Here is a 22,542-nt window from a genome sequence, read left to right as displayed (position 1 = left end):
GTCTCGAACCAATCACAAATTGCTCCGTAGCCATCAAACCCCTCAGGCTCTTGCAACCGCTTTTTCAGACTCGCTTCTGCCCAGGCTGGAATCGCACGGGGGCGACCGCAGGGTTCCTTTTTCTCCAGCATCTCGCTGAGTCCTCCTGCTCGATAGCGCCGTAACCACTTCTGAACGCTGACCCGGTTGCGTCCAAGCAATTGCGCTGCTTGCTGTATCGTTGCCGCTTGCCTACTTTTGAGCAGATACAGCAGTTGTATCCGTTCTTTGCCTGATGCAGTTTTCTGCTCTCTCAGTAACCCTTTGAGGTCTTCCTCACTCTCACTAATCTCTAGCTTGTATACCCCCTGCCATCCTTCGTCTTTGAACCCATCAAAAGCTTTGTACCATCTGTAGCCTTACTTTGAAGAATTGGTATTACTTGGCAGGACTTCACCCGATCGGACGAATTGGCACACCGCTTGAAGTTGCAAATGCAGTCCTGTTTTTATCATCTGACCTGGCATCGTTCGTAATAGGTGAAACGTTGATGGTAGATGGTGGGTTTGTAGCGCAATAGTCGATCGGCAGTGCGAAACGTTGCAACCAAGTCGCGATCAACACCGATATGGATCCCGCAGATGGAGACGTTGCCGCAGCCATGATCAAGATGATTGCCCGCGGTCGCTACGGACAGGGTGACGAGGTGGCTGGCATAGGCTCTGATCTTGCTAGTTCTGAAACTGCTTTTGTTACAGGTACGAGTCTCAAAATTGATGGCGGCTTTACCGCTACCAAGAAAGTTTTCTCACAACTGGAGTGAGAATTCAGTCTGAATACACTCAAGAGGGAAACAAACATGATTCACGCTTATGCAGCCAAAACAGCAGGCGGTAGGCTCAAGGAGCTGAATTTTCCGCCAATTGATCGCGGGCGTGGCGAACCGCTGATCACCGGACAAGGGATGGTGGGCAGTGCCCACCCTACTATTGCTTTGATTCCTCAAGAACCAATTTAAGCTAATTCCTCAAACCTATATTCTCGCGTTGTTTTTGCCCTGACTTTGTAGTACAAAAGCTCACGCTGATAGAGCTGACAGTGTCCACACTACTACTCTGTAAGTAATGTTAATACCTTTTCTGTAAGTAATGTTAACACCTTTCGATTAGGATAGAAGGCAAGCCATTATCAAAATCTATTGGTAGCTCAACCCCAATCTATTATGTCTACACAAAGTGAACAATTTACTGTTCTACCTGAAGAGAATTTAATTGAAGGAACTGAGGAAATTGGAGTAGAAGAGGATATTGAGAACTCACCTTATCGAAGTAAAGCAGCCCGACGTGTCCAAACGCAGCCTTATGACTATGCTGTACGGAGCTTGATGGACATGATCGTTGATGGTGATTTAATTTTGAACCCTGATTATCAGAGGAAGTATCGCTGGGATGATGAAAAAGCCTCTCGATTTGTTGAATCGCTTTTGCTTAACATCCCAGTGCCAGTTCTCTACTTAAGTGAGGAGCCAGACACTAAGCTTACAGTTATAGATGGACAACAGCGCCTAGCATCCCTACTCCGATTTACAAGACCAGACGAACTTAATCCTCTTTTTAGCTCAATTCCCCTTCAGTCTTTAACCTTACAAGGCTTGCGTGTTCTCTCAGACCTTAATGGTAAAACCTTTCGTGAGCTTTCTCAGGAAGACCGTAGTTCTCTTCAAAAACGCCATATTAGATGCATGGTTATTCTGAATGAATCTGATCCAATGCTCAAATTTGAAGTATTTGAGAGACTCAACACAGGTAGTGTAGAGTTAACGGATCAGGAAGTCCGTAATTGTATACAGAATGGACCATTCAACAAATTGCTGCTTGAATCCGCCAGTAATACTAAGTGTCAAGAACTTATAGAACTTCCAAAAAAAACACGCAGCAATATGAAAGATGCAGAATTGGTTCTACGATTTTTCGCATATAGAGATTTATCAAAGGACTACAACAGTAATTACACTGAATATCTTAATGAGTATATGGACGAGAATCGAAAAATCAGTACAGCACGCTACGAGGAACTTTTGAATCTCTTTAACAAAACTGTAGACCTTTTATATCAAATTCTTGGTCCTCGTGTAGCTTTTCGACGACCTCGCAATCGTTCTAATCCTCCTGAGGGTGGTTGGGCACATACTTATTTAACGGAGCAATTTACGAGTCTCAAATGATTGTTTACTCCTGCCTGCCCGAATATAACAATCTTTTACCTAACCAGATAAAATCAATTCGTGATGTAACATTTAAGGCTTTTAATAAGGATGATTATTGGAACTCTATTTTTCAAGGTACTGCTCAACTAAGAAAGGTCAAGCGTCGAACTCAAACATTGTATTTATCACTAGAAGAAGTAATTGAAATGGCTTCCCTTAACTCTTCACTTATAGACTAGTTGGTGATCAAAGTGCAAGCGTTTGATAAATTTAATGACCTACTTGATGAAGTCAGTTTGCTTCTTGAGGAAACTCAAAATGCTCTTGAAGAAGCCGAAAACTCTAAGACAGCGATAGAGAAGTCGAGACATTTATCTAGGGCTAACACGTTTTCCCGTAGTGGAATCGTCCTTTTATGTGGGCATTTCGAAGGTTTTTTAAAGATGCTCCTTAATGAATTTGCAAGCGGAATAAATGAGGCAAATGTACATCCAGAACTTGTACCAGTTTCTTTATTAGAAACTGTTCTTGAAACAATACTAAAACAATGTAATTCTGGCAGTGAATCCCATCGCAAAAATTACAAAACCTAGTGACGGGGAAGGCAAGTATCGAAATAGACGGAAATGTTTTTTCTGATACAGGTGGAAATCCTAAAGTTGACGTTATAGAGAAGATGCTACGTAGAATCGGCATTACGGATGCAATTGAAGCATTATCTCAAAGGGATTTTGGAGTCACAACGCATTCTCAAAGATCACAAGTTGATATATCCTTTAAGGTTCGTATGAAAGACATACTTTCCGCGAGATCGCTTGATGATTCACATGTTACTCAGATTGAAGCTGAAATCGTCCAATTAATAGAAAACAAATGGAAACCAAAATCTATTAGGAGAGACGTTGGCTACGTAGCGACGATTCAAGAACTGCTTAAAAAGCGCAATCTGATAGCACATGGAGAAGGTTATCTTAAAATAACTGCTGTAGAACTTGAAGATTTTATTAATAAGATCAAAACACTTGCACTAGGTCTTGAGCAGATGACACACAAGCAACTTACTGCCTTGTGTGGCACAATAAATAGTGAGAGTTGATTCTTGCATAACCAGGTTATGCTGTTCACGGCAAATTTATCACTGTAGTCGAGAAGTAATTTTTAAACAGAAAAAACTTTGCTGATTACTAAACGATGCTCAGTAAGATCTGGACAAAATATCTTATCCAAAACAAATTTCTGGATTTATTAGTTCTTCATGGGTTAGTAGATTTGATGAACCTTTAGATAACGATTATTGGGTATTCTACATTGACGTGATTGCCCAAACTAGACATGATTAAATTACTCTTAAATAGAGCAATCAATATTTTAACTTGTGTGATTGACAGTTCTCGATCACCTGACAGGGTTCGGGCAGGATTACCTCAGAACCTTCTTTCAGTTCTCCTTGACAGGAACTTAGGATTGAGCCAAGAGAAAACAGGTTCTTAGCGATCGCACTTAATGTTCAGACAGCAGTGGAAGATTGACCAATATCAAAGACTAATCGTGCGATCGCCTTGAGTGGACATTAGAGTAAATAATTTTCTAGTGCGATTGATAGTTGGCGATCGCCTGCCTCATCTCGGCTCAGGGGTTTAACTTAGCGGTAACCGCTACAAGTTTGTCACCAAGTTGTCTAACAGCAACCCGCTGAGACTCATCTTTTAAGTTATCGCTCTCATCAAATGCTTCGTAGGCGTTGCCGATCGCCTTTTGGTCTGGTAGCACCAGTACGCCAATGCTGCTGAGAATAGTTCAAGCAATCTACACGGGACCAGGAGCAGACTCATGATAGTGAATCACCTTCCACATTTCGTCCTTGCGGTGCAGAATAAAGGTGTTTCGTCCATCGGCAATACGAAGTGAATTTCCCTCAACCTCACCCTCAAAGTGAAATGTGCAAAAAGCGTAGGCAACATCGCCAAAAACATCAATCGATAAATCACTAACCGTCATCGTCCTGACCTGTCTTAGGAACTCAGCCACGCTTTCATAATACTGTCTGACCTTCGCCCAACCTCGCATCGGTAGAGCTGCTTCCTGAGCAATATAAAGGATATTCTCATAATCTTGATCCCAAATAGCTTTGAGCTGTTCTGCATTCAATACGGCAAAACCACAGCGATACTGCTCAAGTACTGCTGCAATCTGTTGCCTATCCTGCTCACTTGCTGCCATAGTGTCTGCTTGTACCTATACTTTGCCAAACTTGTTACTATCCATTAAATGACTCATGGTATGAAACAAGTCCACTGGGTATTCGTCCATCAAAAGAAATGGCTTGGAAGTATTCAGGTGGCACTTCTGGAAGGACAAGATTTGGTTCTGCCTTAAAACCAAAGCGACCGTAGTACTTAGGGTTGCCCAGCACTACACATCCAGATGCACCCCGATCGCACAGACTGGCTAATGCCTGCCTCATGAGCTGTGACCCAATGCCAAGACCTTGATATTTAGGAATTACAGAGATCGGCCCAAGCCCGTACCAATTCTGGCTGCCGTCAGAAATGGAAACTGGAGATATCGCAACATGTCCGACGATTTGTCCATCAACCTCAGCAACAAGAGAAATAGTCAGATTCCCTGAGTTACGTAAAGCATCAACAATAAGCTGCTCCGTATGGCTGGTATGAGGGGCATTGAGAAATGCGGCGACTATCAATGCCCTGATGTCTGCCACATCAGAAGCAACTTCTTCTCGAACGTTTATATTCATATCTGATGGATTGATGTTTGCATTTTGCTAAACCGATTGGGTATCTGCAATGAGTTCTGTGTTTTTCACTAACCATCGATGTAGTATCACCATTAGAACAGCCAGTGGCAACATCACCATTGGGACAACATTCAGGCTTGCTTTGTCCGCCATCCAGCCAATTCCAGTGGGAATGCTCACCGCTCCAACGCTGCCCATACTGGTCAAAAAACCGATCGCCGCTGGCACGATCGCCGCTGGTACTCGGCGTGGCATCAACCAAATAGTAGTAGGGAAAATGGCTGACAGAGCAAACCCAAGCAAGGGCAAGCTCCAGAGCTGATAGGGAAACAGCCACCAAATCAACAACCCTGCAATCAGTAAGATGAGTGAATAGTCAATCAGTCGAGTTGCCCCAATGGGTTTCATCAGTTGCCCCATGCTTAAGCGCCCGATGGTTAGCCCTAACCAGTAGGCAGTGACGCTATAGCCTGCGATCGCCACAGGGGTATCTCGCCCAATCGTTTGCACCGAGTATGCCCAAATACCGATCGCTGCTTCTGTGCCCACATAAAGCAACAGAAATAGACCTGCAACCAGTACAACAGGTGTCTTCAGGGACTGACGAAGATTGCCTCCAGCACTTTGGTGAGGAGAAGCCGGTAAATCCAGGAGCGGATGACGTTGTGATGCCCAGAGCATTCCAGCGACTAACAGCGCTACGATTCCAGCAAAGAGCCAATAAGCCGATCGCCAATTTACCCCAAAGGTGAGCAAAGTGGTAGCGATCGCTGGCCCTGCAAGTGCGCCAATGCCATAAAAGGCATGAAGTAGCCCCATCAAATTGGCACTGCCCTGCTTGTGAGACATAAAGGTATTAATGCCTGCATCAATCAGTCCTACTCCCAGTCCCAACAGCGTTCCCGTGATCACCATGACAATCCAATGAGGGGTTGAAGCATAGATACAGAGCGCACTAGTTACACAGATGGCTGCCAGTAAAACCATCCGAGTTAGACCCATGCGATCGCTCAACAAACTACTGGTGAGTGCCGCCACAAAATAGCCACTAATTTGGCTAAAAAACAGAATTGTTACCGTTGCCGGAGTCAGGTTGTAGGCATCTAGAATAGAGGGCAACAGCACCCCTAAACCGCTCTCTGCAATGGCGATCGCAATAAAAGCATAAAATGCCAGAGCAATACCAACCCAGGCGGGAAAAGATTTGGATTTCATAAACGACTCTCGATCATCCACACATTAACGTAGAGGTTTCAGCTCTGCGACCTCGTTAAAGAAATCGCAGATCGAAGCGCTCTAAAGATTAATCAAAATCAGTTGCCCAATCCGGATGCCGCAAATGCTCAAACAATCGAGCAATCTGGGTTGGCATAACGCGGGTGAGGGATAGTTCTGGGATTTGGTGTTCTGCAAAAAAGGCAACTGCCTCTGTTTCGTGATTTTCACTTTTGTGACTCTCTTGCGGTGCACTATCCAAGATTTCACAGTGAAAGAAGAGTTTATAAACATGATGATGAAATGGCGGGTGCCCATGACGAGCGTGGTTGCGGTCAAACAGGGCTAACAATTTGGTCGCCTTTGTCTGATAGCCCGATTCCTCATACACTTCTCTCTCAACTGCCTGACTCGGTGATTCGCCCACATCAACCCAGCCACCCGGAAGCGTCCAGCGACCATCTTCCCGCTCCTTTACCAGCAAAATTTTGTCTTCTCGAAATACGGCACCCCGCACATCAACCTTAGGCGTTGCATATCCTTCCTCCTGTTCGAAGAGGGAATATACAAAGCTTGGCTCTACCCCGGTATGCGCTGCCATGATTTCAGCGGCAAGTTGACGCACTTGCTCATACCGCTCAAGGTCATAGGGATTTTGGCAATAAGCAAATCCGTTCTGGGCGATCGCCTGAAGCTGTTGGCTCCATTCCAACCACTTTGAACTCATGATTCTCTCCAAAGTACCCGCACGTCAACCCAGCGCATCCCTGCTCGTCGTGCTGCTTCTAGCCCTGTATCGCTGTCCTCATAGACAATACATCCGTGAGGCTCAACGCCCATTCTTTCAGCCGCCAGTAGAAACAGGTCTGGAGCAGGTTTTCCGACTGAGACATCATCGAGTGTGACAATCGTGTGGAAGAGCGATCGCAGCCCAATTGCTTCAACCGTAGGCTCCACAATCGACTTTTGCCCATTAGAAGCCACTGCCATTGGCACTTTGCCAGAGTTTGCCCGTGCGATCGCTGCTACTGCATCGACCTCTTGCACCTGGTGAATCAACTCAGCAAAGTGCTTCTGCCGCTCTGCATCAAGCGTGTTCTCGTCAATCGTGTAGCCAAAGCTCTGGTTAAACGCTGCAATTAACTCTGCAGCAGGAAGCCCTGTCCGTTCGTAATACCACGCCTCTGGTACCTCTGCACCAAATTTGCGAAAGGCAGCCATCCAGATTTGACAATGCACTGGCAGCGTATTGGCGAGAGTGCCATCACAGTCAAAAATCAAAGCGGCATAAGGTGGAGAAGGCGCAATTAACTCATTCAGGGCTTGACCGTCTAAGTTTTGTGTCTTCAAACTTGAAATGCACTGCATCACTTCACCCTGCTAAACGTCAGATATAGCAGTCCCAAACCGTGCAGAAGATAAGTGAGTTTCAATAAGTTCACTTATCGAACTGCCCTCACAACTGATTTAAGATCGCTATAAAAGCTATGCTAATTTGTTTGTTAGAAAAACAAACTGGATCAAAATAAATTTTGGTATGGCGATCGCTTCTCCCCAATTTGCCCCGACCAATTCCGGTTTACTCAAGCAAATCAACATAGCCCGATTACTGGAACTGTTGCGCTGCCATGCTCCCATTTCACGGGCTGAACTGGCGCGATTAACCGGACTGACCCGCTCCACCGTCACTGTTATCACCGCTGAACTGATTGCCCAGAAATTAGTTCGAGAGAGCGGTGAGTTTTCGGTGAGCCGAGGAGGAGGTCGCCCTGGTAGAGGCTTGATGCTCAATCCAGAAGGGGCATTTTTTATCGGAGCGGCGATCGAAGTAGAACATTTGACCGTTGTGATGCTAAATTTGGCAGCTCAGATTGTGGCAAAAGTGCAGCAACCGCTCGTCGAAACAGTACCAGAACTGGTACTACCGCAACTAATGCAGTTGATCGATCAGGTTCGTCAGGCAAATCCATCGCGTGATTCTCGCTTGAGAGGAATTGGACTCTCGATTCAAGGAGTATTAAACCTGGATGGTGTGGTGATTCGTGCCCCGTTTTTCAACTGGTCTGGGGTAGATTTACGCCGCTATCTGCAACCCCATCTCGATTTACCTTTATTTGTCGATAACGATGCCAATGCTGCTGCACTAGCCGAAGTCTATCTGGGCAGCGCGATGCAAAGCTCTAGCTTGCTCTATATTTTGATTAACCGAGGTATTGGTAGCGGCATTATCCTCAATAACCGTGTGTTTCGCGGGGCGTATGGTACGGCTGGAGAAATCAGTGCCCTGATGAGTGATCCACCAGGGCAAGACAATGCAAGTGAGTGCGGGCATCGGGTAGGCAAAGAAGACTTGCTAGACCGCTATTGGAAACAGGGCGGCAAAGCCACTAACCTATCAGAACTAGTGGAACAGTTAGAACAGGGAGAAGCGATCGCCCACACCGTAGTCCAAGATTGGGCAGAGAACTTGGGACGAGGATTAATCAGCGTCGTCAGCCTGCTCAATCCAGAACAAATTGTGCTGGGCGGACCACTCACCGTCCTGTTTCCTTATGTCAAAGATTCACTGATGACCCGGCTACGAGACGAGATGCCTCGCCAGGGTGAACAAGGTTTCTTCAGCAATCCTAAAGCTAAGTTTGAGATCTCCTCATTCGGTGAAGATGCCTCTGCGGTAGGGGGTGCAGTGCTAGCTTATCAATCATTGTTTCGGGTTCCCGATCTGGTGTTACGCCCTATGCAGCAATTAGCTCACTGATCTTGGTGCGAGCTGCTGCGATCGATTCTACTAACTTTTGACCGCCATATTCATCATTTTCTACATGAATAAAACTGATATCTGTGATGCCCATAAACCCAAAAACGGTGACGAGATAAGGATCATGATGATTCATCTTTTCGTAAATTCCGCCGGGCTGAAAGCCTGAATCTCCTCGCGCTTCAACCACAAACATTTTCTTGCCTAACACCAGTGGCTTGTAAGCATTGGCAGAACCATTGGGTTCAAATGCAACGGTTCGCCCTATTCGCACAATCTGGTCAATGTAGGACTTGAACGCACCAGGAACGCTGAAGTTATACATGGGAACGCCAATCACATAAACATCTGCCGCTAGGAACTCATCTACCAGTTGATCGCTGAGGCGAATGGCTTCCCACTGTTCGGGTGTGCGCTGTTCAGGCGATGTGAAAGCAGCAGCAATCCAGAGTTCATCTATATAGGGAACAGGATGATGTCCAATGTCTCGATAGGTAACTGTATCCTTCGGGTGAGCTTGTTTCCACTGCTCAACAAATTCGCGGGTCATGCGACGAGAGTGAGAGCGTTCGCTGCGTGGACTAGAATCCAGATGCAATACATGTGCCATATTGATGATTCTCCTGACTTGCAAAGCTTCGCTGCTTCGTTACTCTTTCAACTTAGAGAAATGCTGCTGCGTTTAACTATCTAATTCCTGTGACACTATCAAAATCTTGCGGTTAGCTTTCAGGTTGCTCAGCAGCAGGTATTCTAGGAGTAGAGAGTCAAAATACAGAATATTGCGCCTTTCCCATGAGTATTCCAACCGTGCAGCAGACTGAAGCAATCTACGCACCCATCTTGTCCAGTCAAAATCGGGGTTGGGAAAACATTCTAGTGAAGCAGCATCAACATCCGGCAGGTGAGGCACTGTGCCTGTTTGATGACGAACATACGATTTGTATGTCGCTCGCCCCCCGTCCAGTTCGCTTTATGCATATCAAAGGGGGCAAAACTTATACCAGCCTATATGGGAAGGGCGATATTTCTATCACACCTGCTAAGATACCGCTCTTTGCTCGTTGGGATAGTGAAGATCTGTTTTTAGAGATTCGCCTCGCGTCCCGTTTTATTCAAACTATTGCTCAAGAAACTCTGAATATTAATCCTGATCACCTGGAGTTGATTCCCAAGTTTCGAGCCCGAGATCCGCAGATTGAGGCGATCGCCCTGATGTTACTGGGAGAACTCCAGCAAGAAAGTTTAGGCGGAAAACTCTACATTGATTCACTCACCAACGTGTTAGCAGTGCATTTGCTCAGGCAATATGCCGTGACTCGTCCTCACCTCACCATTTATGAAGGTGGATTAACCCAACATCAACTGCTGCGAGTCCTGGACTACATCAACGACCATTTGGATCAAGATATCAAGCTTGCCGACTTAGCAACATTATTAGGCATGAGCCAATTCCACTTTAGCCACCAGTTTAAGCAATCCATTGGCATTGCTCCCTATCAATACTTGCTTCAGCAGCGAATAGAGCGAGCAAAGCAACTGTTGAAGCAAACGGATCAATCCATTATGGATATTGCCTTCTCGTGTGGGTTTAACAGCCACAGTCACCTGAGCAAACAGTTTCGCCAGTTCACAGGCATGACTCCGAAAGCCTATAGAACTCATTAAGTTCCTCTGCTGCGCGCTGACCTATTTCAGCAGCGGCATGATTTCGTCACACCAGGATAGCCAACCTGTTTCATGGTGAATTCCGTGCAGCAATGTCATGTATTGAAACTTGAGAGCCTCTGACAACGCTTGCGGCTCCTGAAAGTACTGGTGCTTTATTTCCTGATAAATCGTCAATCGCTGTTGATGCTGCTGTCGATGGTTCTCCAGTTTTGATAACAGGGTTTGGTGAGGCACCAAATGCCCCACAAAAAGCTTCACCAATAACTCATCTTTAATCGGTGTCATTTCTTCAGATTCGGCAATCCACTGACACAACTGTTGCTCACCCACGGGTGTGACACTGTAGATACGTTTGTCAGGGCGATTTTCCTGCTGCACTGATTTGGCTTGCAGCCACCCTTTCTCTTCCAGGCGGTTTAGCTCCCGGTAAATTTGTTGGAAGCTAGCATTCCAGAAAAACCCTACCGATCCCTCCACTGAGGGATTAAATCGTTTGGCAAGGTCATAGCCGCTGCTGGGGGCACCAACCAGGGCAGACAAGATGGCATAGATAAGAGACATGAAGGAGTTGACATATTCAATTTAGTGAGTATATCATGAGTTTTATATTCAATTTAGTGAATATTCTCAGACTGAGTATGTATCTTTAATGGGTCTTGCCAAGGAGCCTAAATATGATGAGTGCTGAGGGATACTCCATCTATCAGGTTGATTTGCCAGAACATTCTCAAGCAGTTGTCTTTGTGAATGGAATGTTGGCACGCGATCGCCCCGGGTTCTTCTGGATGTGGAAAAACTTGACATGGATCAAAAATTCCACTGTCAAGGCTGAAGGGTGTGTCCAGGTAAAAGCTGGGATTTGTAGCCCGAATGAAGTGATTGTGGTCAGCTATTGGCGTTCGGAACAAGATCTGAAACAATTTTTCCGAGGTGAAGCTCACCGACATATGATGCAGTTTGTGATGAAGAATCCTGATAGCCTTTGTTTGTACAATGAGACTTATCGCCCAGACCATAGTGGCAAATACAGCCACGAACCCCAAGGGATGGCTACCCTTTACGCAAGTTTGACATCGCTATAGACTGGGAGGCGATCGCAACTGTTGAAGATGCAGTGAATTAACCGCTAATCGTAGCGTGGCGAGGAGTTATGACTAGACAAGACTATGTTCACGGATATTCAGTCCGAGAGAACGAGCGTTTGCTTGACCAGGCTAATACCCTTGCTGAATTACTGCATCACGATACGCTCTATCCCAAAGGTGCTCTAGTGCTGGAAGCGGGATGTGGCGTAGGAGCGCAAACTGTTATCCTGGCACAGAATAATCCCAAAACACAGTTTATCTCAGTAGACATTTCTCCTGCATCAGTTGAGGCAGCACAGGCTGCTGTGGCTCATCAAGGAATATCCAATGTTAGTTTTCGCACAGATGATATTCTCAACCTGTCGTTTGAAGCAAACTACTTTGATCACATCTTCGTTTGCTTTGTGTTAGAACATCTGCAACAGCCATTAGCAGCCCTACAACAATTGAAGCGAGTTTTGAAACCTGGCGGGACACTCACCGTAATAGAGGGCGATCATGCATCTGCCTATTTCTATCCAGACAGTGAATATGCTCAGCGGGCGATCGCCTGCCTAATAGAACTTCAGGCTAGTATGGGCGGCAATTCTCTCATTGGCAGACAGTTGTACCCATTACTCAAGCAAGCCGGATTTCAAAACATCCGAGTTACACCTCGCCAAGTTTATGTCGATTCGAGTAGACCAGAATGGGTAGAAGGATTTACTAAAAATACCTTCACTGCAATGGTGGCAGGAGCAAAAGAACAAGCTTTACAGCAGAAATTAATCGATCTCAAGACCTGGGAGCAAGGCATTACTGATTTGTACGCTACAGCAGAGGAAAACGGCACCTTCAACTACACCTTCTTTAAAGCAATTGCTGTAAAGTAAGCTGGCGTTGAACAGCAGTCCTTTTCTCAACCAGCAGCGATCGCCCCGGTAAGTTAATTACAGTTCTAAAAACTCACTTCATTCGATTGGGTGAATCGATTGGGTGAAGCAAAGAAAAGGGGCGATCGCTACTCTTAGAGGGCTATAGCTAGCCACAGAAAACAATGCATGGGTAGAGAATGAAGACGAGGGCTTTTTGAGCCTTACATCATTACCTGCAAATATTTTATGACAAAACTGTTTTACGCTATTCTGGCAAACTCACTGGTGGCATCGCTGACCAACACATTTGTTTGGTTTGCGGTCACCTTTTGGGTGTATCTGCAAACTCAATCTGTGCTAGCTACATCAACGATGGCAGGCATCTATGTAGGAACCGTAGCCATCTCTGGATTCTTCCTGGGGTCGCTGGTCGATCGATATAAGAAGAAAACAGTGATGATGCTTTCAAGCATTTGTTCTCTCTTTTTATATATCCTTGCCTACCTCATTTTTATTTTTACTCCGACCTCTGCTTTTACTGATCCTGCCAGTATGGTTCTTTTGGGATTCATCATTCTTGCGTTAGTGGGAGCGATCGCCGGAAACCTTCGCACCATTGCCTTACCCACACTGGTGACAATCCTAATTTCTGAAGCAGAACGGGACAAGGCAAATGGTCTAGTGGGTACCGCGAATGGAGTTGCATTTCTAGTTGCTTCTATCTTCAGTGGAATGGTGATCGGATTTCTCGGCGTATCTTGGATGCTGATTTTTGCGATCGGACTGACGCTTCTCACCATTCTGCATTTAGGGACAATGTCTATTCCCGAACAGAGGGTTATCCATACTGAAACTCACACCAATCAGATTGATATTCGTGGCACAATTCGCGTCATTCGTCTAATTCCCGGACTGTTTGCATTAATTTTCTTCAATTGCTTTAACAACTTCTTAGGCGGAGTCTTCATGTCGCTGATGGATGCCTATGGTCTATCACTCGTTTCAGTGCAGGCTTGGGGCGTTTTATGGGGATTCTTGAGCTTAGGCTTCATCGTAGGCGGACTATGGGTTGCCAGAAATGGCTTAGGGAAAAGCCCTCTGCGAACATTATTTCTAACTAACATCGTGATGTGGATTATTGCCATTTTCTTCACGATTCAGGCATCTATTATTCTGCTAGCCGTCGGTATGTTTGGGTATCTTTGCCTAATTCCAGTCGTTGAAGCTGCGGAACAAACTATCTTTCAAACTGTAATTCCACTTGAACGTCAGGGACGAGTATTTGGCTTTGCCCAAAGCATCGAGCAAGCCGCCTCACCCCTCACCGCTTTTATGATTGGTCCGATCGCCCAATTCATTTTCATTCCGTTTATGACAACAGGTGCAGGTGTAGATCTCTTAGGCGGTTGGTTTGGCACAGGAACCGATCGAGGAATTGCGCTTTTATTTACCCTCACTGGATTGATCGGTTTAACGGTGACGCTCATGGCAATCCGATCGCATTCTTATCAAAAACTGTCCGTAAATTACCAAAAACATTTGATGTTAAACCATTATGGTTAGGAGAAAATTATGGCTACAGGCATGATGATCGCAGGCAAGTGGACAACCCATAGGAATCAATCTGATTCCAGCGGTAAGTTCAAGGAAATACCGACGACGTTTCGCGATCGCGTCACTGCTGATGGGTCAAGCGGGTTTAAAGCCGAAGCAGAGCGCTATCACCTCTACGTTGCTTTAGGTTGTCCGTGGGCACATCGCACCCTCATTATGCGAGAAATCAAAGGGTTGAATGCTGCTATTTCAGTCTCGATTGTCGATCCGATCATGGGCGAGAAAGGCTGGGTATTTTCTGAAGCAGGGGGAGCCATTTCTGACTCGGTGAATCATGCTCAATACCTGCAAGAAATTTATGTGAAAGCAAATCCAAAATACACCGGGCGAGTTACGGTTCCAGTGTTGTGGGATAAGCAAACTCAAACCATCGTAAACAACGAATCTCGCCAAATCATCCGAATGTTTGACGTAGAGTTTGCAGCATTGGCAACACAGAAAATTGATTTGTATCCACGTGACCTTCAACAAAAAATTGATGAAACAATCGACGTACTTTATCTGCCAGTCAATGCTGGAGTATATCGGGCTGGTTTTGCCACTTCACAAGCAGCCTATGAAGAGGCAGTAGTTGAACTCTTCGAGCATTTAGATCACTGGGAAACTGCTCTGAGCCAGCAGCGGTATTTGTGTGGCGATCGCCTCACGGAAGCAGATGTCTGTATGTTCACGACGCTGTATCGCTTTGACACTGTGTATTACAGTCACTTCAAGTGCAACTTACGGCGAATCCTCGACTATCCAAACCTTTGGAATTATCTGAAGGATCTCTATCAGCGTCCTGAGTTTAAAGCGACCTGTAATTTAGACCATACGAAACGCGGCTACTACAAGAGCATGACTGATATCAATCCAAATCAAATTGTACCTAAGGGACCAATTATCGATTTTGAGGAACCGCACGATCGCGATTCGTTTCACAAAGTTTCGTAGGCTTACCTTTGACAAAAGGATAGCTGCTTTAGAAGTACCTATTGCCTGCTGTCCTACACAGGTAAATCTGATTAAGTAGAGCTACCTGACTTGCGGTGAGCAATAGCGGTGATGCCTTTAGGTTCCAGAACTTGACCGCTATCTACGGTGGCGTAAATCAGCCAGCGATCGCCACAGCTCATCCGCTGCTGCACGGTGCATTCCACAAAAGCCAGAGCATCATTGAGAATCAGACAACCGTTGCTGGCAATCTGAGTGTCAAGTGTGGCAAACGGATTCATCCCGGGTTGGCTATGGCTGGAAAAGTGCCGTCTCAGGTTGCGCCCTTCTTTGAGAATATTGAGCACAAAGCGATCGCCCGGAGACGTGAGCCGTTCAGCATTTTGGTCGGCAGCAACAGACAACATCAATCCTGGTGGATTAAAAGATGCCTGTGATGCCCAAGAGGTAAGGATGCCGCTGTGGTCGTCACCCGATCGGGTTGTCACGACGCAGAGCGAACCGACAACGCGCCCGATGGCTTGAGCGGTGCGATCGGTTTGAGTTGGGGCAATGACTTGACGGGGCGATCGCAGCTTCCGGGTCGTCTTTAGAGCCTGGGCAAACTCAGCCCCCGCTGCTTCACAAGTTTGCAAGGTGGTCGCATCAGGACTAAAGCGAACCCGGATTGGTTCAAATCCAAAGCGATAGTTGACATCCTGCAACTTTGTTTCAATTAAGTCGATCGCCTCGCCGCTCCAGCCATAGGAACCAAACACGCCTGCCAACTTCGTTTTCGCCGCTGCTGATAGCACCAATCCTAGAGCAGTTTGAATTTGGGTTGGCGCGTGACCGCCCAAAGTCGGAGAACCAATGATGAAACCATCGCACATTTCAACCAATCGCGTGATCTCAGTAGGTTCTGCTTGTTCACAGTTGATTGCCTCGACCGCTACACCTGAGCGAATCAGGCCCTGGGCGATCGCTTGTGCCAAGGTTGCCGTATTGCCATAGGCAGAAGCATACAGCAGCGCGACTCTCAGCTCCTGCGATTTTTGCTGCTGGCACCACTGGCGATAGTCATGGCTGAGGCGGCTCAGGCTGTAGCGCACGATCGCCCCATGCCCAGGCGCATACGCTTTAGCAGAAAAAGGGGCAATCTTGTCGAGCGCAGCTTCAACCTGTTTGGCTTGGGCAGCGTACAGGCAGTCAAAGTAGTAGCGGCGATCGTCATCAAGCTGCTTCCAGTTCTCGTCAAATATTTCATCGGCACACAGATGCACGCCAAATAGCTTGTCGGTATAAAGCATTTGCGTCTGTGGGTCATAGGTGCAGAGTCCATCCGCCCAACGTGGTGTCGGAACAGGAATAAATTGCAGGTGATGCCCCTGCCCTAGCTCCAGCGTGTCATCCAATCGCACAACTTGAATCTTCCCGTTGAAATGGGTTGCTTTTAAGGCGATCGCAGCAGGCTTAGAGCAAACAATTGTGACTTGGGGTGCTTTTTCAAGCAAAGCGGTCAGCGTTGCGATTCGATTGGGATTCACATGACTCAAAATGATGTAGTCAAGTTTTGCAAGATCTATTTGATGCTCTAGTTCCTGCACAAAAATTTGAGTGAATGATTCTCCTGGCGGATCGATCAGGGCGGTGCGATCGCCCCAAATCAGGTAGGAATTGGCGGTTGTGCCTCGCTGACGGGCATATTCCACCTCAAACTTAAGACGGTCCCAAGTGCGCGATCGCAGAATTGTAGTGTGCAAACCAATTTCGGCAACTTGAACATCGCGCTGACCTTGGGCAAGCGTGTTATGAAGCATGGTCTTCTCCTTACAATTCAGAGCGATCAAGGATAGTAGCAATGGGCGTAGTCATAGCTGCGCGCAGTCCAGATTCTGCCGTTTCATCGGCATGGCGGGCACGATGGCGACGCGAAACTTGTTCTTCGGGATCAACGCCTTCAAACGTAGGTGGTAGCCAAACGCGCACAATCAGCAGAACCGCCAGCGCCAGCAGAAAAGAGCAGGTTGCTAGTACTTGCGTCCAGGGAGTTTCGAGAATGCCGCGCACAATTACCTCGCGCAAAACGGATACGATCGACACTTCAACCGCAACCCCAATCGACACCCGATGTTCCTGTAAATAAATGATCAACAGGCGAAACAGCTCTACCAAAATTAACAGAAACAAAATATCGGACGTGACATTTTGCAGATCCGCTGGCGGCAATAGTGACAACACCATTTCCCGAAGCTGCATCACCATAAAGCTAAACAGCCCGATGCAAAGTGAAATCACAATCAGATCTTGAATGGCTTCAAGAATGCGAATGACTCCGCCGCTATAAAGTAAATCTGACCAGTGTCCTGTTGTGTTTCTAAAGGGTTTTTGCATTGAAGAACTCCAAGATGAGGTAGTGCAAGCAATTTGAGGTTCAATAGTGATTACCAACTTTGCGATGATGCACAGCAGTGAGTGCATCTAACTGGGCAACACGTCCCGTCTGAACAATGCTGTAGATGATCCAGTGATCGTTATTTTCCAGGCGGCTGGTCACCTCACATTCGAGATAGGCGAGAGCATCCGCTAGAATTGGTGAACCATTTGCAGCGGCATAGGTTTTTACACCTGCAAAGCGATCGCTCCCGGGTGCAAAGCGCTTCAGAAAGTGCTTCATCAAAGGCTGAGACTTACCTTCCTGCAACACATTCAGGACGAAGCGATCGCCCGGATGCAATAGCGCCTCAATGGCCCGATCTTTGGCAACTGCAATCGCTACACCGAGCGGCTCCAGGCTAGCCTGCGTTACCCACGTCGCAACCATAGCGCTGGAAACATCACCTTTCTGGGTGGTGAGTAAATACAGTCCGTTGCTGAGTCTTCCGAGCGCCCGCTCGAGCTGCGAATCAATGGATTTCATCTGCTTGATCGTGCGATCGCGAGTCACCCACTGACCCAGGTCAACCCCTGCTTCATCGCAGATTTGTTCGATTGCCTGCGTTGGTGCTGCTTTCAGCAAAATTGGCGGAAACGCTTCCATTAATCCAATTTCTTGAAACTGGTTGCGTAAAGGATAAATTGGCTCATCCTCACCCCCACCCGACTCAAACAGTCCGATCGCCTGCTTGGAATGTGCCGCCGCCAAAATAGTACTTAAAGCAGCATGAGCGCTAACATTTGACTGAGGTGGCATTCCAATCACCAGTCCGGCGGCACTGTTGACTAGCTCACGAACTTCTTGCAGTTCGGCACTCATCAAATCAACCAGTTCAACAGTGGCTTCGGTTTTGATGATGCTATGAGCGATCGCCCGTGCCAATTGCTCTGCGTAGCCGTATTCTTCTGCATAAAACACTGCAATGAACACATCTGCTTTAGTCTGCTCCTGGCTCCACGTCCGATAGGAATCGACCCAATTAGATAGGTGATGACGCAGTAATGGTCCATGCCCTGTCGCGATCGTTTGAATCTCTAACTTCTCAATTCGCTTGAGCGCAGCCAATACCGACCGCGCATTGGGAGCCATCAAGCAGTCGTAATAGTATTTGTAATCGGCAGCAATTAGCTCTGGCTCTTGATCAAAGGTGTGATCATCGCAGTAATGCATTCCAAAGGCATCACAGGTGAAAAGAACACCAGTTTTGTGATCAAAGGTAAAAATGGTATCGGGCCAGTGCAGATTTGGAGCCGAAACAAATTCCAATTCGTGACCCTGACCTAAATCGAGGCGATCGCCATTCTTCACCAGCAGATGCTGAAATGGCTGATGCACCATATTTTCCAGAAACTGAATTGCCACTTTTGCGCCAACAACGGTAATCTGTGGGGCAAGTTGCAGTACTTCTTTCACCAATCCACTATGGTCGGGTTCGGTATGGCTGATGATCAAGTAATCGATCGACTGTGGATCAATTAAACCTGTCAACAGATCGAAATAAAGTGAGCGAAACTTTTGATGACTTGTATCGACTAAGGCAACCTTATCGCCGCGAATCAAGAAGGAGTTGTAGGTTGTGCCATTGTTGAGGACAAATTCAATGTCGAAGCGCTCTCGATCCCAGTCAAGCGATCGCATTGCAGTTGTTTCGGGCGCAATCTCGATTGTCTGTATCGTCAGACGGGCTGGCGGCTGAACAGCAAGCGGTTGGAGCGTAACTGCAACCATGAAGATTCTCCTCGTAACTTGAGTGTTTCTGCTTCGTTACACTCATCGTGACTTGAGAACATAGTTTTGTAAAATGTCAATATTCAAAGTTCGCTATAAGCGATTTTTATATTTTTATTAGCAATAGTTAAGCAAAACTATAGTCTATGTAGCTCGGAATCGGTATCTCTATCACTCCACCCGCCGAATTGTCTTATCACAACATGGAGTAGTAGCAATCTCTCATCCCTAAGCTTCTAAGGGAGCCACAGAGGCGGCAGAAATTGGCTAGTCCAATCCCGCAAGGCGCGGTTTGTTGAGCGAGCGAATTCGATGTGAGGTTCATCTGGTTCAACTTCAATAATTGGGGCAGATGTCCCCACTCCAAACTGCTCAATCACTCGATTGGCTGCTTCTAACCCGGTGACATACGCCTTCTCCTGGGACCAAGAACCATGACGAGTAATAATCCAATCCCCACTCATGAATAGGTTAGACAAACTTGTTTTTCCCGGCAGCATCGATTGGTAGCTTCCAGGAGAGAAGTGCGTGACCGCTTTAGGCAACCGCACAACACTGCTATCAATCACTTTGGCATGGTGAAATTGAGGAACACAAGTTGCTAAATCCTGATGCACTTTGGCAATGATTTGTTCGTCATCAAGCGGCAACAGTTGATTGGCATGGTAAAAGTCTGCTTCAATCACACTACCGGGTTCATCTTTCCACTCATCGTGTAGCGTATTCAGGTCAAAAAATGTCCAACCCGTCGTGTTATCAAATCCGAAGCAAGCGTTAGAAGGCAAAGGTACCGGAACTTTACGGTCAAACCAAAGCCGGGTTGCTAGCACATCGATCGCACCCAAATTCATCAAATTGCAAAATTCAGGCAATTTCCGAAGCACTGAACTGCTACTCACAATTTTTTGCATTCCAGTCACTCCGACAGCAAAAATCACGGCATCTGCCTCAAACACTTCATCCCCACAAACCACACCGGTCACTTGAGGGCTTGTATCTCCTCCTTCCTGTGCCTTGACTATCAAATCGGTGACTCGTTGCTGAGTCAGTACTCGTCCGCCCCTCTGCTCAATTTGCTCAACCCAGGGGCGAAAAATTAAGTCTCCCACGGTACCGCGACACCAGACCACGTCAAAATCTGGCTGATGAGCCAAGATGAAGTAATACAGCATTCCTAACGCTGCCGCCGCTGAACATTGTTCTCCTGGTGCAAACAATCCCACCAATAACATCGGCTCAAACGACTCTTTGTAGAGACGGGCAGAGACTCCAAATTGCTTAAAGAGTTCACGGGCAGTAACCGGGTCATACCGTTGCCAAGCTGCATCTGAGTTGTCAAAATCGACCAGCGCATAGAGTAAGGGTAGGGCAGAGAGGCGATCGCTCAAGGGGAGCCGCTTAAATCGTGTATACAAGAACGTGCCCAGTGGCGTGGGTAGCCGAGGTTCCTGTTGAAAGATAGGTGACTCCACTTCCAGACCTGCTGGGGAATACTGGGAAGAGCGAGTCCAATCGGTAAAAGGGGTTAGACCGAGTTGCTTAACCAGGGAAAAAATGTTGCGGTAGGGATACCAGAAGCCATGAATGCCAGCTTCAATCGATCGCCCCTGGGCTGTCTTCCATCCTGCCACCAGCCCACCTGGGTACCTTCCTGCCTCCAGTAAGGTAACATCATACCCCTGTTGAGCAAGATGGTAGGCTGCTCCTAAACCAGCCCACCCTGCTCCAACGATGACTACTTTGGGACGCTCTTGAGTTTGATGCATCGGTTGAGATCTCTGTTTCACCTGCTTCACAGCATAAAGCTTTCTCGCTAAGGTAGTGTTGACCAAACCCTCATGCTCTGGAATCAGAAGAATCACTCAGCAAACTCTCTCCTCTGCACCAGCAAAGCGGGTCGGCTTTCCTACCTTCTTCCAGCAAATTCTAATCCTTCTACAAAAACCGAGTAGTCCCTAAGTTAGATGAAGTTTTGCAGGTTTCAGCCCAGCATGAAAAGCATTGTTTTTCATATTAATACCAATGAGAACTGAAGAACCAACTAATCCTAACAACCCTGCTAATGTAACCGGCGAGTCAATTAAGAACAACAAACAAGATCCAGATCCTAAATCCTCTCAAGTGCTGGTCATCAGCACGGCGATAGGCGTTCTCACAATTCTGGTTCTGGCAATCAGCTATTACTACGGTATCGTTCGTTTCTAACTGTCTAATCAATCTTCGTTTGTCCAACAAGTTGGACAAACACATCATCCTGGCTGACTGATAAAACTCCTAAAACTACTGATATACCGTAGGTTGGGTGAAGCATCGCGAAACCTAACAGAATTGCGCCAGGAGTTAGGTTCTGCTTTGCTCCACCCAACCTACATCAGAAGATGTGTCAGTCAATCAGCATCATCCAGTGGTCCTGTTTAAGGTGATGAAAAGATAGCTTTAGATGAGGGCTACAGGTAAAAGGGCATTCTCCTTCGAGGGCATTCCTTTTACCTGTAGCCTGTTTTGTAGGAACGGTATTGGAAGTTTGGCGAGTAGCGAATACTCCCTATGAGGGAGTAGCATTCTCCTACACGCAGTATCTACTGGTTTTCTGCCAGTGCTGAATTTGGCAGTACGGCTGGATCGTCATCAATCGACAGCAAAAATTGAATCAGAGTAGTTTGCTCTTCCGTTGAAAATCCTGCTTTTGAGTCAACCCAATATTCATGTCCACTGCCGTCTACGTTAGTTGCCTAGAGGTCAGGGTTGGACTAGTTATTGGCGATCGCCAACTCTCTCAAATCTCGATCCAACAACACTCGCAAACTTGCCTCTGGATCAGGCGGAATATTGCTAATTGAAGTGCCACCCAGCCCCAGTTGCTCAGAGTTAGCAACAACATAGCGCCCCTTGCTATCTTGCTTAAGCGCCTCAGCCCCAGCCGCTACACCGCCATCATGCAGATAAGGTGCGCTGACATGCAGCCCAATCAGACTTTGCACCTTATAACCACCTGCCGGGTCGTTGATTGCATAAGCCAATTGCCGGACTCGCTCAGGGGTGATATCCGTCGGCACAGAAACAACAGGTGGATTAGCAGGTAACGGTACACGAACACTGTTTGGATAAGTTTTGGGAAAAACAAAAGTTTTAGGAATTTGGGCAAGAGCCGAAGCCCGCGATGGCTGAGTTTTAATTTCACCTTCAGGAATTACCTCATGATTGGTGAAATAATACCAATTCTTCAAAGTAAGGCTACAGATGGTATAAAGCTTTTGATGGGTTCAAAGACGAAGGATGGCAGGGGTATACAAGCTAGAGATTGGTGAGAGTGAGGAAGACCTCA

General features: G+C 46.7%; 26 protein-coding genes and 1 pseudogene. 13 read left to right on the top strand and 14 right to left on the bottom strand.

Going from position 1 to position 22,542, the window contains the following annotated elements; all coding sequences use genetic code 11:
- A partial coding sequence (locus tag H6G00_RS03055; protein WP_199318280.1) for a helix-turn-helix domain-containing protein occupies positions 1-296 on the bottom strand: 296 nt, incomplete at its 3' end.
- Between the two features lie 122 nt (positions 297-418).
- On the opposite strand from H6G00_RS03055, the pseudogene H6G00_RS03050 reads away from it, so the two are divergent.
- From H6G00_RS03050 to H6G00_RS36015, 6 genes and pseudogenes are all read left to right on the top strand, one after another.
- Positions 419-559 (top strand): annotated as a pseudogene (locus H6G00_RS03050) (SDR family oxidoreductase); the annotation flags it as partial.
- 48 nt (positions 560-607) lie between these two features.
- Complete coding sequence (locus tag H6G00_RS03045; RefSeq protein ID WP_190795581.1) at positions 608-802, top strand: SDR family oxidoreductase; 195 nt, start codon at positions 608-610, stop codon at positions 800-802.
- Between the two features lie 36 nt (positions 803-838).
- Positions 839-997: a hypothetical protein gene (locus H6G00_RS03040; protein ID WP_190795580.1), complete on the top strand. Its 159-nt coding sequence runs from the start codon at positions 839-841 to the stop codon at positions 995-997.
- A gap of 204 nt (positions 998-1,201) precedes the next feature.
- Positions 1,202-2,203, top strand: a complete 1,002-nt coding sequence (locus H6G00_RS03035; RefSeq protein WP_190795579.1) for a DUF262 domain-containing protein — start codon at positions 1,202-1,204, stop codon at positions 2,201-2,203.
- Positions 2,204-2,436: 233 nt separating this feature from the next.
- Positions 2,437-2,778 carry a HEPN domain-containing protein gene (locus H6G00_RS36020; RefSeq protein WP_190795578.1) on the top strand — a complete coding sequence of 114 codons (342 nt, stop codon included), beginning with the start codon at positions 2,437-2,439 and terminating at the stop codon, positions 2,776-2,778.
- The gene (locus H6G00_RS36015; RefSeq protein ID WP_190795577.1) at positions 2,778-3,281 is read left to right on the top strand and encodes a HEPN domain-containing protein; all 504 of its coding nucleotides are present in this window, start codon (positions 2,778-2,780) and stop codon (positions 3,279-3,281) included. The genes H6G00_RS36020 and H6G00_RS36015 overlap by 1 nt, the downstream gene beginning before the upstream one ends.
- 533 nt (positions 3,282-3,814) lie before the next feature.
- Here H6G00_RS36015 and H6G00_RS03020 read toward each other — a convergent pair.
- From H6G00_RS03020 to H6G00_RS02995, 6 genes are all read right to left on the bottom strand, one after another.
- Positions 3,815-3,955 (bottom strand): hypothetical protein, encoded by a 141-nt coding sequence (locus tag H6G00_RS03020; RefSeq protein WP_190795576.1) that lies wholly within the window; start codon positions 3,953-3,955, stop codon positions 3,815-3,817.
- Between the two features lie 36 nt (positions 3,956-3,991).
- Positions 3,992-4,405, bottom strand: a complete 414-nt coding sequence (locus H6G00_RS03015; RefSeq protein WP_190795575.1) for a nuclear transport factor 2 family protein — start codon at positions 4,403-4,405, stop codon at positions 3,992-3,994.
- 37 nt (positions 4,406-4,442) lie between these two features.
- Entirely contained in the window at positions 4,443-4,943 is a 501-nt protein-coding gene (locus tag H6G00_RS03010) for an N-acetyltransferase (RefSeq protein WP_190795574.1), read from the bottom strand.
- Positions 4,944-4,970: 27 nt separating this feature from the next.
- A complete protein-coding gene (locus H6G00_RS03005; RefSeq protein ID WP_190795573.1) occupies positions 4,971-6,158 on the bottom strand; it encodes an MFS transporter in 1,188 nt (395 codons plus the stop codon).
- 88 nt (positions 6,159-6,246) lie between these two features.
- Complete coding sequence (locus H6G00_RS03000) at positions 6,247-6,885, bottom strand: NUDIX hydrolase (RefSeq protein WP_190795572.1); 639 nt, start codon at positions 6,883-6,885, stop codon at positions 6,247-6,249.
- Complete coding sequence (locus tag H6G00_RS02995) at positions 6,882-7,526, bottom strand: HAD family phosphatase (protein ID WP_190795571.1); 645 nt, start codon at positions 7,524-7,526, stop codon at positions 6,882-6,884. The genes H6G00_RS03000 and H6G00_RS02995 overlap by 4 nt, the downstream gene beginning before the upstream one ends.
- A gap of 169 nt (positions 7,527-7,695) precedes the next feature.
- Here H6G00_RS02995 and H6G00_RS02990 point away from each other — a divergent pair, with 169 nt between their 5' ends.
- Entirely contained in the window at positions 7,696-8,916 is a 1,221-nt protein-coding gene (locus H6G00_RS02990; protein ID WP_190642845.1) for an ROK family transcriptional regulator, read from the top strand.
- On the opposite strand, the gene H6G00_RS02985 is transcribed toward H6G00_RS02990, so the two are convergent.
- Complete coding sequence (locus H6G00_RS02985; protein ID WP_190795570.1) at positions 8,894-9,526, bottom strand: FMN-dependent NADH-azoreductase; 633 nt, start codon at positions 9,524-9,526, stop codon at positions 8,894-8,896. The two genes, H6G00_RS02990 and H6G00_RS02985, sit on opposite strands and share 23 nt — an antisense overlap.
- A 185-nt stretch (positions 9,527-9,711) precedes the next feature.
- Between H6G00_RS02985 and H6G00_RS02980 the strand changes: the two genes are divergently transcribed.
- Positions 9,712-10,584 carry a helix-turn-helix domain-containing protein gene (locus H6G00_RS02980; protein ID WP_190795569.1) on the top strand — a complete coding sequence of 291 codons (873 nt, stop codon included), beginning with the start codon at positions 9,712-9,714 and terminating at the stop codon, positions 10,582-10,584.
- Between the two features lie 21 nt (positions 10,585-10,605).
- Here H6G00_RS02980 and H6G00_RS02975 read toward each other — a convergent pair whose 3' ends face one another.
- On the bottom strand, positions 10,606-11,148 hold the full coding sequence (locus tag H6G00_RS02975; RefSeq protein ID WP_190795568.1) for a PadR family transcriptional regulator: 543 nt from the start codon (positions 11,146-11,148) through the stop codon (positions 10,606-10,608).
- 113 nt (positions 11,149-11,261) lie between these two features.
- Between H6G00_RS02975 and H6G00_RS02970 the strand changes: the two genes are divergently transcribed.
- From H6G00_RS02970 to H6G00_RS02955, 4 genes are all read left to right on the top strand, one after another.
- The gene (locus H6G00_RS02970) at positions 11,262-11,669 is read left to right on the top strand and encodes a DUF4188 domain-containing protein (protein ID WP_190795567.1); all 408 of its coding nucleotides are present in this window, start codon (positions 11,262-11,264) and stop codon (positions 11,667-11,669) included.
- 68 nt (positions 11,670-11,737) lie between these two features.
- On the top strand, positions 11,738-12,544 hold the full coding sequence (locus tag H6G00_RS02965; protein ID WP_190795566.1) for a class I SAM-dependent methyltransferase: 807 nt from the start codon (positions 11,738-11,740) through the stop codon (positions 12,542-12,544).
- Between the two features lie 228 nt (positions 12,545-12,772).
- Entirely contained in the window at positions 12,773-14,089 is a 1,317-nt protein-coding gene (locus H6G00_RS02960) for an MFS transporter (protein ID WP_190795565.1), read from the top strand.
- A 9-nt stretch (positions 14,090-14,098) separates the two neighbouring features.
- Positions 14,099-15,073 (top strand): glutathione S-transferase family protein, encoded by a 975-nt coding sequence (locus H6G00_RS02955; protein ID WP_190795564.1) that lies wholly within the window; start codon positions 14,099-14,101, stop codon positions 15,071-15,073.
- 71 nt (positions 15,074-15,144) lie between these two features.
- Here H6G00_RS02955 and H6G00_RS02950 read toward each other — a convergent pair whose 3' ends face one another.
- From H6G00_RS02950 to H6G00_RS02935, 4 genes are all read right to left on the bottom strand, one after another.
- A complete protein-coding gene (locus tag H6G00_RS02950; RefSeq protein WP_190795563.1) occupies positions 15,145-16,872 on the bottom strand; it encodes a diflavin flavoprotein in 1,728 nt (575 codons plus the stop codon).
- A 10-nt stretch (positions 16,873-16,882) separates the two neighbouring features.
- On the bottom strand, positions 16,883-17,446 hold the full coding sequence (locus tag H6G00_RS02945) for a phosphate-starvation-inducible PsiE family protein (RefSeq protein WP_190686538.1): 564 nt from the start codon (positions 17,444-17,446) through the stop codon (positions 16,883-16,885).
- A 40-nt stretch (positions 17,447-17,486) separates the two neighbouring features.
- Positions 17,487-19,217 (bottom strand): diflavin flavoprotein, encoded by a 1,731-nt coding sequence (locus H6G00_RS02940; protein WP_190795562.1) that lies wholly within the window; start codon positions 19,215-19,217, stop codon positions 17,487-17,489.
- 236 nt (positions 19,218-19,453) lie between these two features.
- Entirely contained in the window at positions 19,454-20,983 is a 1,530-nt protein-coding gene (locus H6G00_RS02935) for an FAD-dependent oxidoreductase (protein WP_190795582.1), read from the bottom strand.
- 256 nt (positions 20,984-21,239) lie between these two features.
- On the opposite strand from H6G00_RS02935, the gene H6G00_RS02930 reads away from it, so the two are divergent.
- Positions 21,240-21,422: a hypothetical protein gene (locus tag H6G00_RS02930; RefSeq protein ID WP_190642855.1), complete on the top strand. Its 183-nt coding sequence runs from the start codon at positions 21,240-21,242 to the stop codon at positions 21,420-21,422.
- A 545-nt stretch (positions 21,423-21,967) separates the two neighbouring features.
- Here the strand turns inward: H6G00_RS02930 and H6G00_RS02925 are convergent.
- The gene (locus H6G00_RS02925) at positions 21,968-22,444 is read right to left on the bottom strand and encodes a hypothetical protein (protein ID WP_190795561.1); all 477 of its coding nucleotides are present in this window, start codon (positions 22,442-22,444) and stop codon (positions 21,968-21,970) included.
- Between the last annotated feature and the right edge of the window lie 98 nt (positions 22,445-22,542).

Source organism: Leptolyngbya sp. FACHB-541, assembly GCF_014695875.1.
In the GTDB taxonomy this organism is placed as follows: Bacteria; Cyanobacteriota; Cyanobacteriia; order Elainellales; family Elainellaceae; genus JAAUTN01.
Note: the sequence above shows the minus strand (reverse complement) of the source record. Positions and strands in the feature narration are given on the sequence as shown.

Coding starts and splice junctions, on each gene's coding strand:
- H6G00_RS03045 (WP_190795581.1), top strand. CDS start 608: ATGGATCCCGCAGATGGAGACGTTGCCGCAGCCATGATCAAGATGATT.
- H6G00_RS03040 (WP_190795580.1), top strand. CDS start 839: ATGATTCACGCTTATGCAGCCAAAACAGCAGGCGGTAGGCTCAAGGAG.
- H6G00_RS03035 (WP_190795579.1), top strand. CDS start 1,202: ATGTCTACACAAAGTGAACAATTTACTGTTCTACCTGAAGAGAATTTA.
- H6G00_RS03015 (WP_190795575.1), bottom strand. CDS start 4,405: ATGGCAGCAAGTGAGCAGGATAGGCAACAGATTGCAGCAGTACTTGAG.
- H6G00_RS03010 (WP_190795574.1), bottom strand. CDS start 4,943: ATGAATATAAACGTTCGAGAAGAAGTTGCTTCTGATGTGGCAGACATC.
- H6G00_RS03005 (WP_190795573.1), bottom strand. CDS start 6,158: ATGAAATCCAAATCTTTTCCCGCCTGGGTTGGTATTGCTCTGGCATTT.
- H6G00_RS03000 (WP_190795572.1), bottom strand. CDS start 6,885: ATGAGTTCAAAGTGGTTGGAATGGAGCCAACAGCTTCAGGCGATCGCC.
- H6G00_RS02995 (WP_190795571.1), bottom strand. CDS start 7,526: ATGCAGTGCATTTCAAGTTTGAAGACACAAAACTTAGACGGTCAAGCC.
- H6G00_RS02990 (WP_190642845.1), top strand. CDS start 7,696: ATGGCGATCGCTTCTCCCCAATTTGCCCCGACCAATTCCGGTTTACTC.
- H6G00_RS02985 (WP_190795570.1), bottom strand. CDS start 9,526: ATGGCACATGTATTGCATCTGGATTCTAGTCCACGCAGCGAACGCTCT.
- H6G00_RS02980 (WP_190795569.1), top strand. CDS start 9,712: ATGAGTATTCCAACCGTGCAGCAGACTGAAGCAATCTACGCACCCATC.
- H6G00_RS02975 (WP_190795568.1), bottom strand. CDS start 11,148: ATGTCTCTTATCTATGCCATCTTGTCTGCCCTGGTTGGTGCCCCCAGC.
- H6G00_RS02970 (WP_190795567.1), top strand. CDS start 11,262: ATGATGAGTGCTGAGGGATACTCCATCTATCAGGTTGATTTGCCAGAA.
- H6G00_RS02965 (WP_190795566.1), top strand. CDS start 11,738: ATGACTAGACAAGACTATGTTCACGGATATTCAGTCCGAGAGAACGAG.
- H6G00_RS02960 (WP_190795565.1), top strand. CDS start 12,773: ATGACAAAACTGTTTTACGCTATTCTGGCAAACTCACTGGTGGCATCG.
- H6G00_RS02955 (WP_190795564.1), top strand. CDS start 14,099: ATGGCTACAGGCATGATGATCGCAGGCAAGTGGACAACCCATAGGAAT.
- H6G00_RS02950 (WP_190795563.1), bottom strand. CDS start 16,872: ATGCTTCATAACACGCTTGCCCAAGGTCAGCGCGATGTTCAAGTTGCC.
- H6G00_RS02945 (WP_190686538.1), bottom strand. CDS start 17,446: ATGCAAAAACCCTTTAGAAACACAACAGGACACTGGTCAGATTTACTT.
- H6G00_RS02940 (WP_190795562.1), bottom strand. CDS start 19,217: ATGGTTGCAGTTACGCTCCAACCGCTTGCTGTTCAGCCGCCAGCCCGT.
- H6G00_RS02935 (WP_190795582.1), bottom strand. CDS start 20,983: ATGCATCAAACTCAAGAGCGTCCCAAAGTAGTCATCGTTGGAGCAGGG.
- H6G00_RS02930 (WP_190642855.1), top strand. CDS start 21,240: ATGAGAACTGAAGAACCAACTAATCCTAACAACCCTGCTAATGTAACC.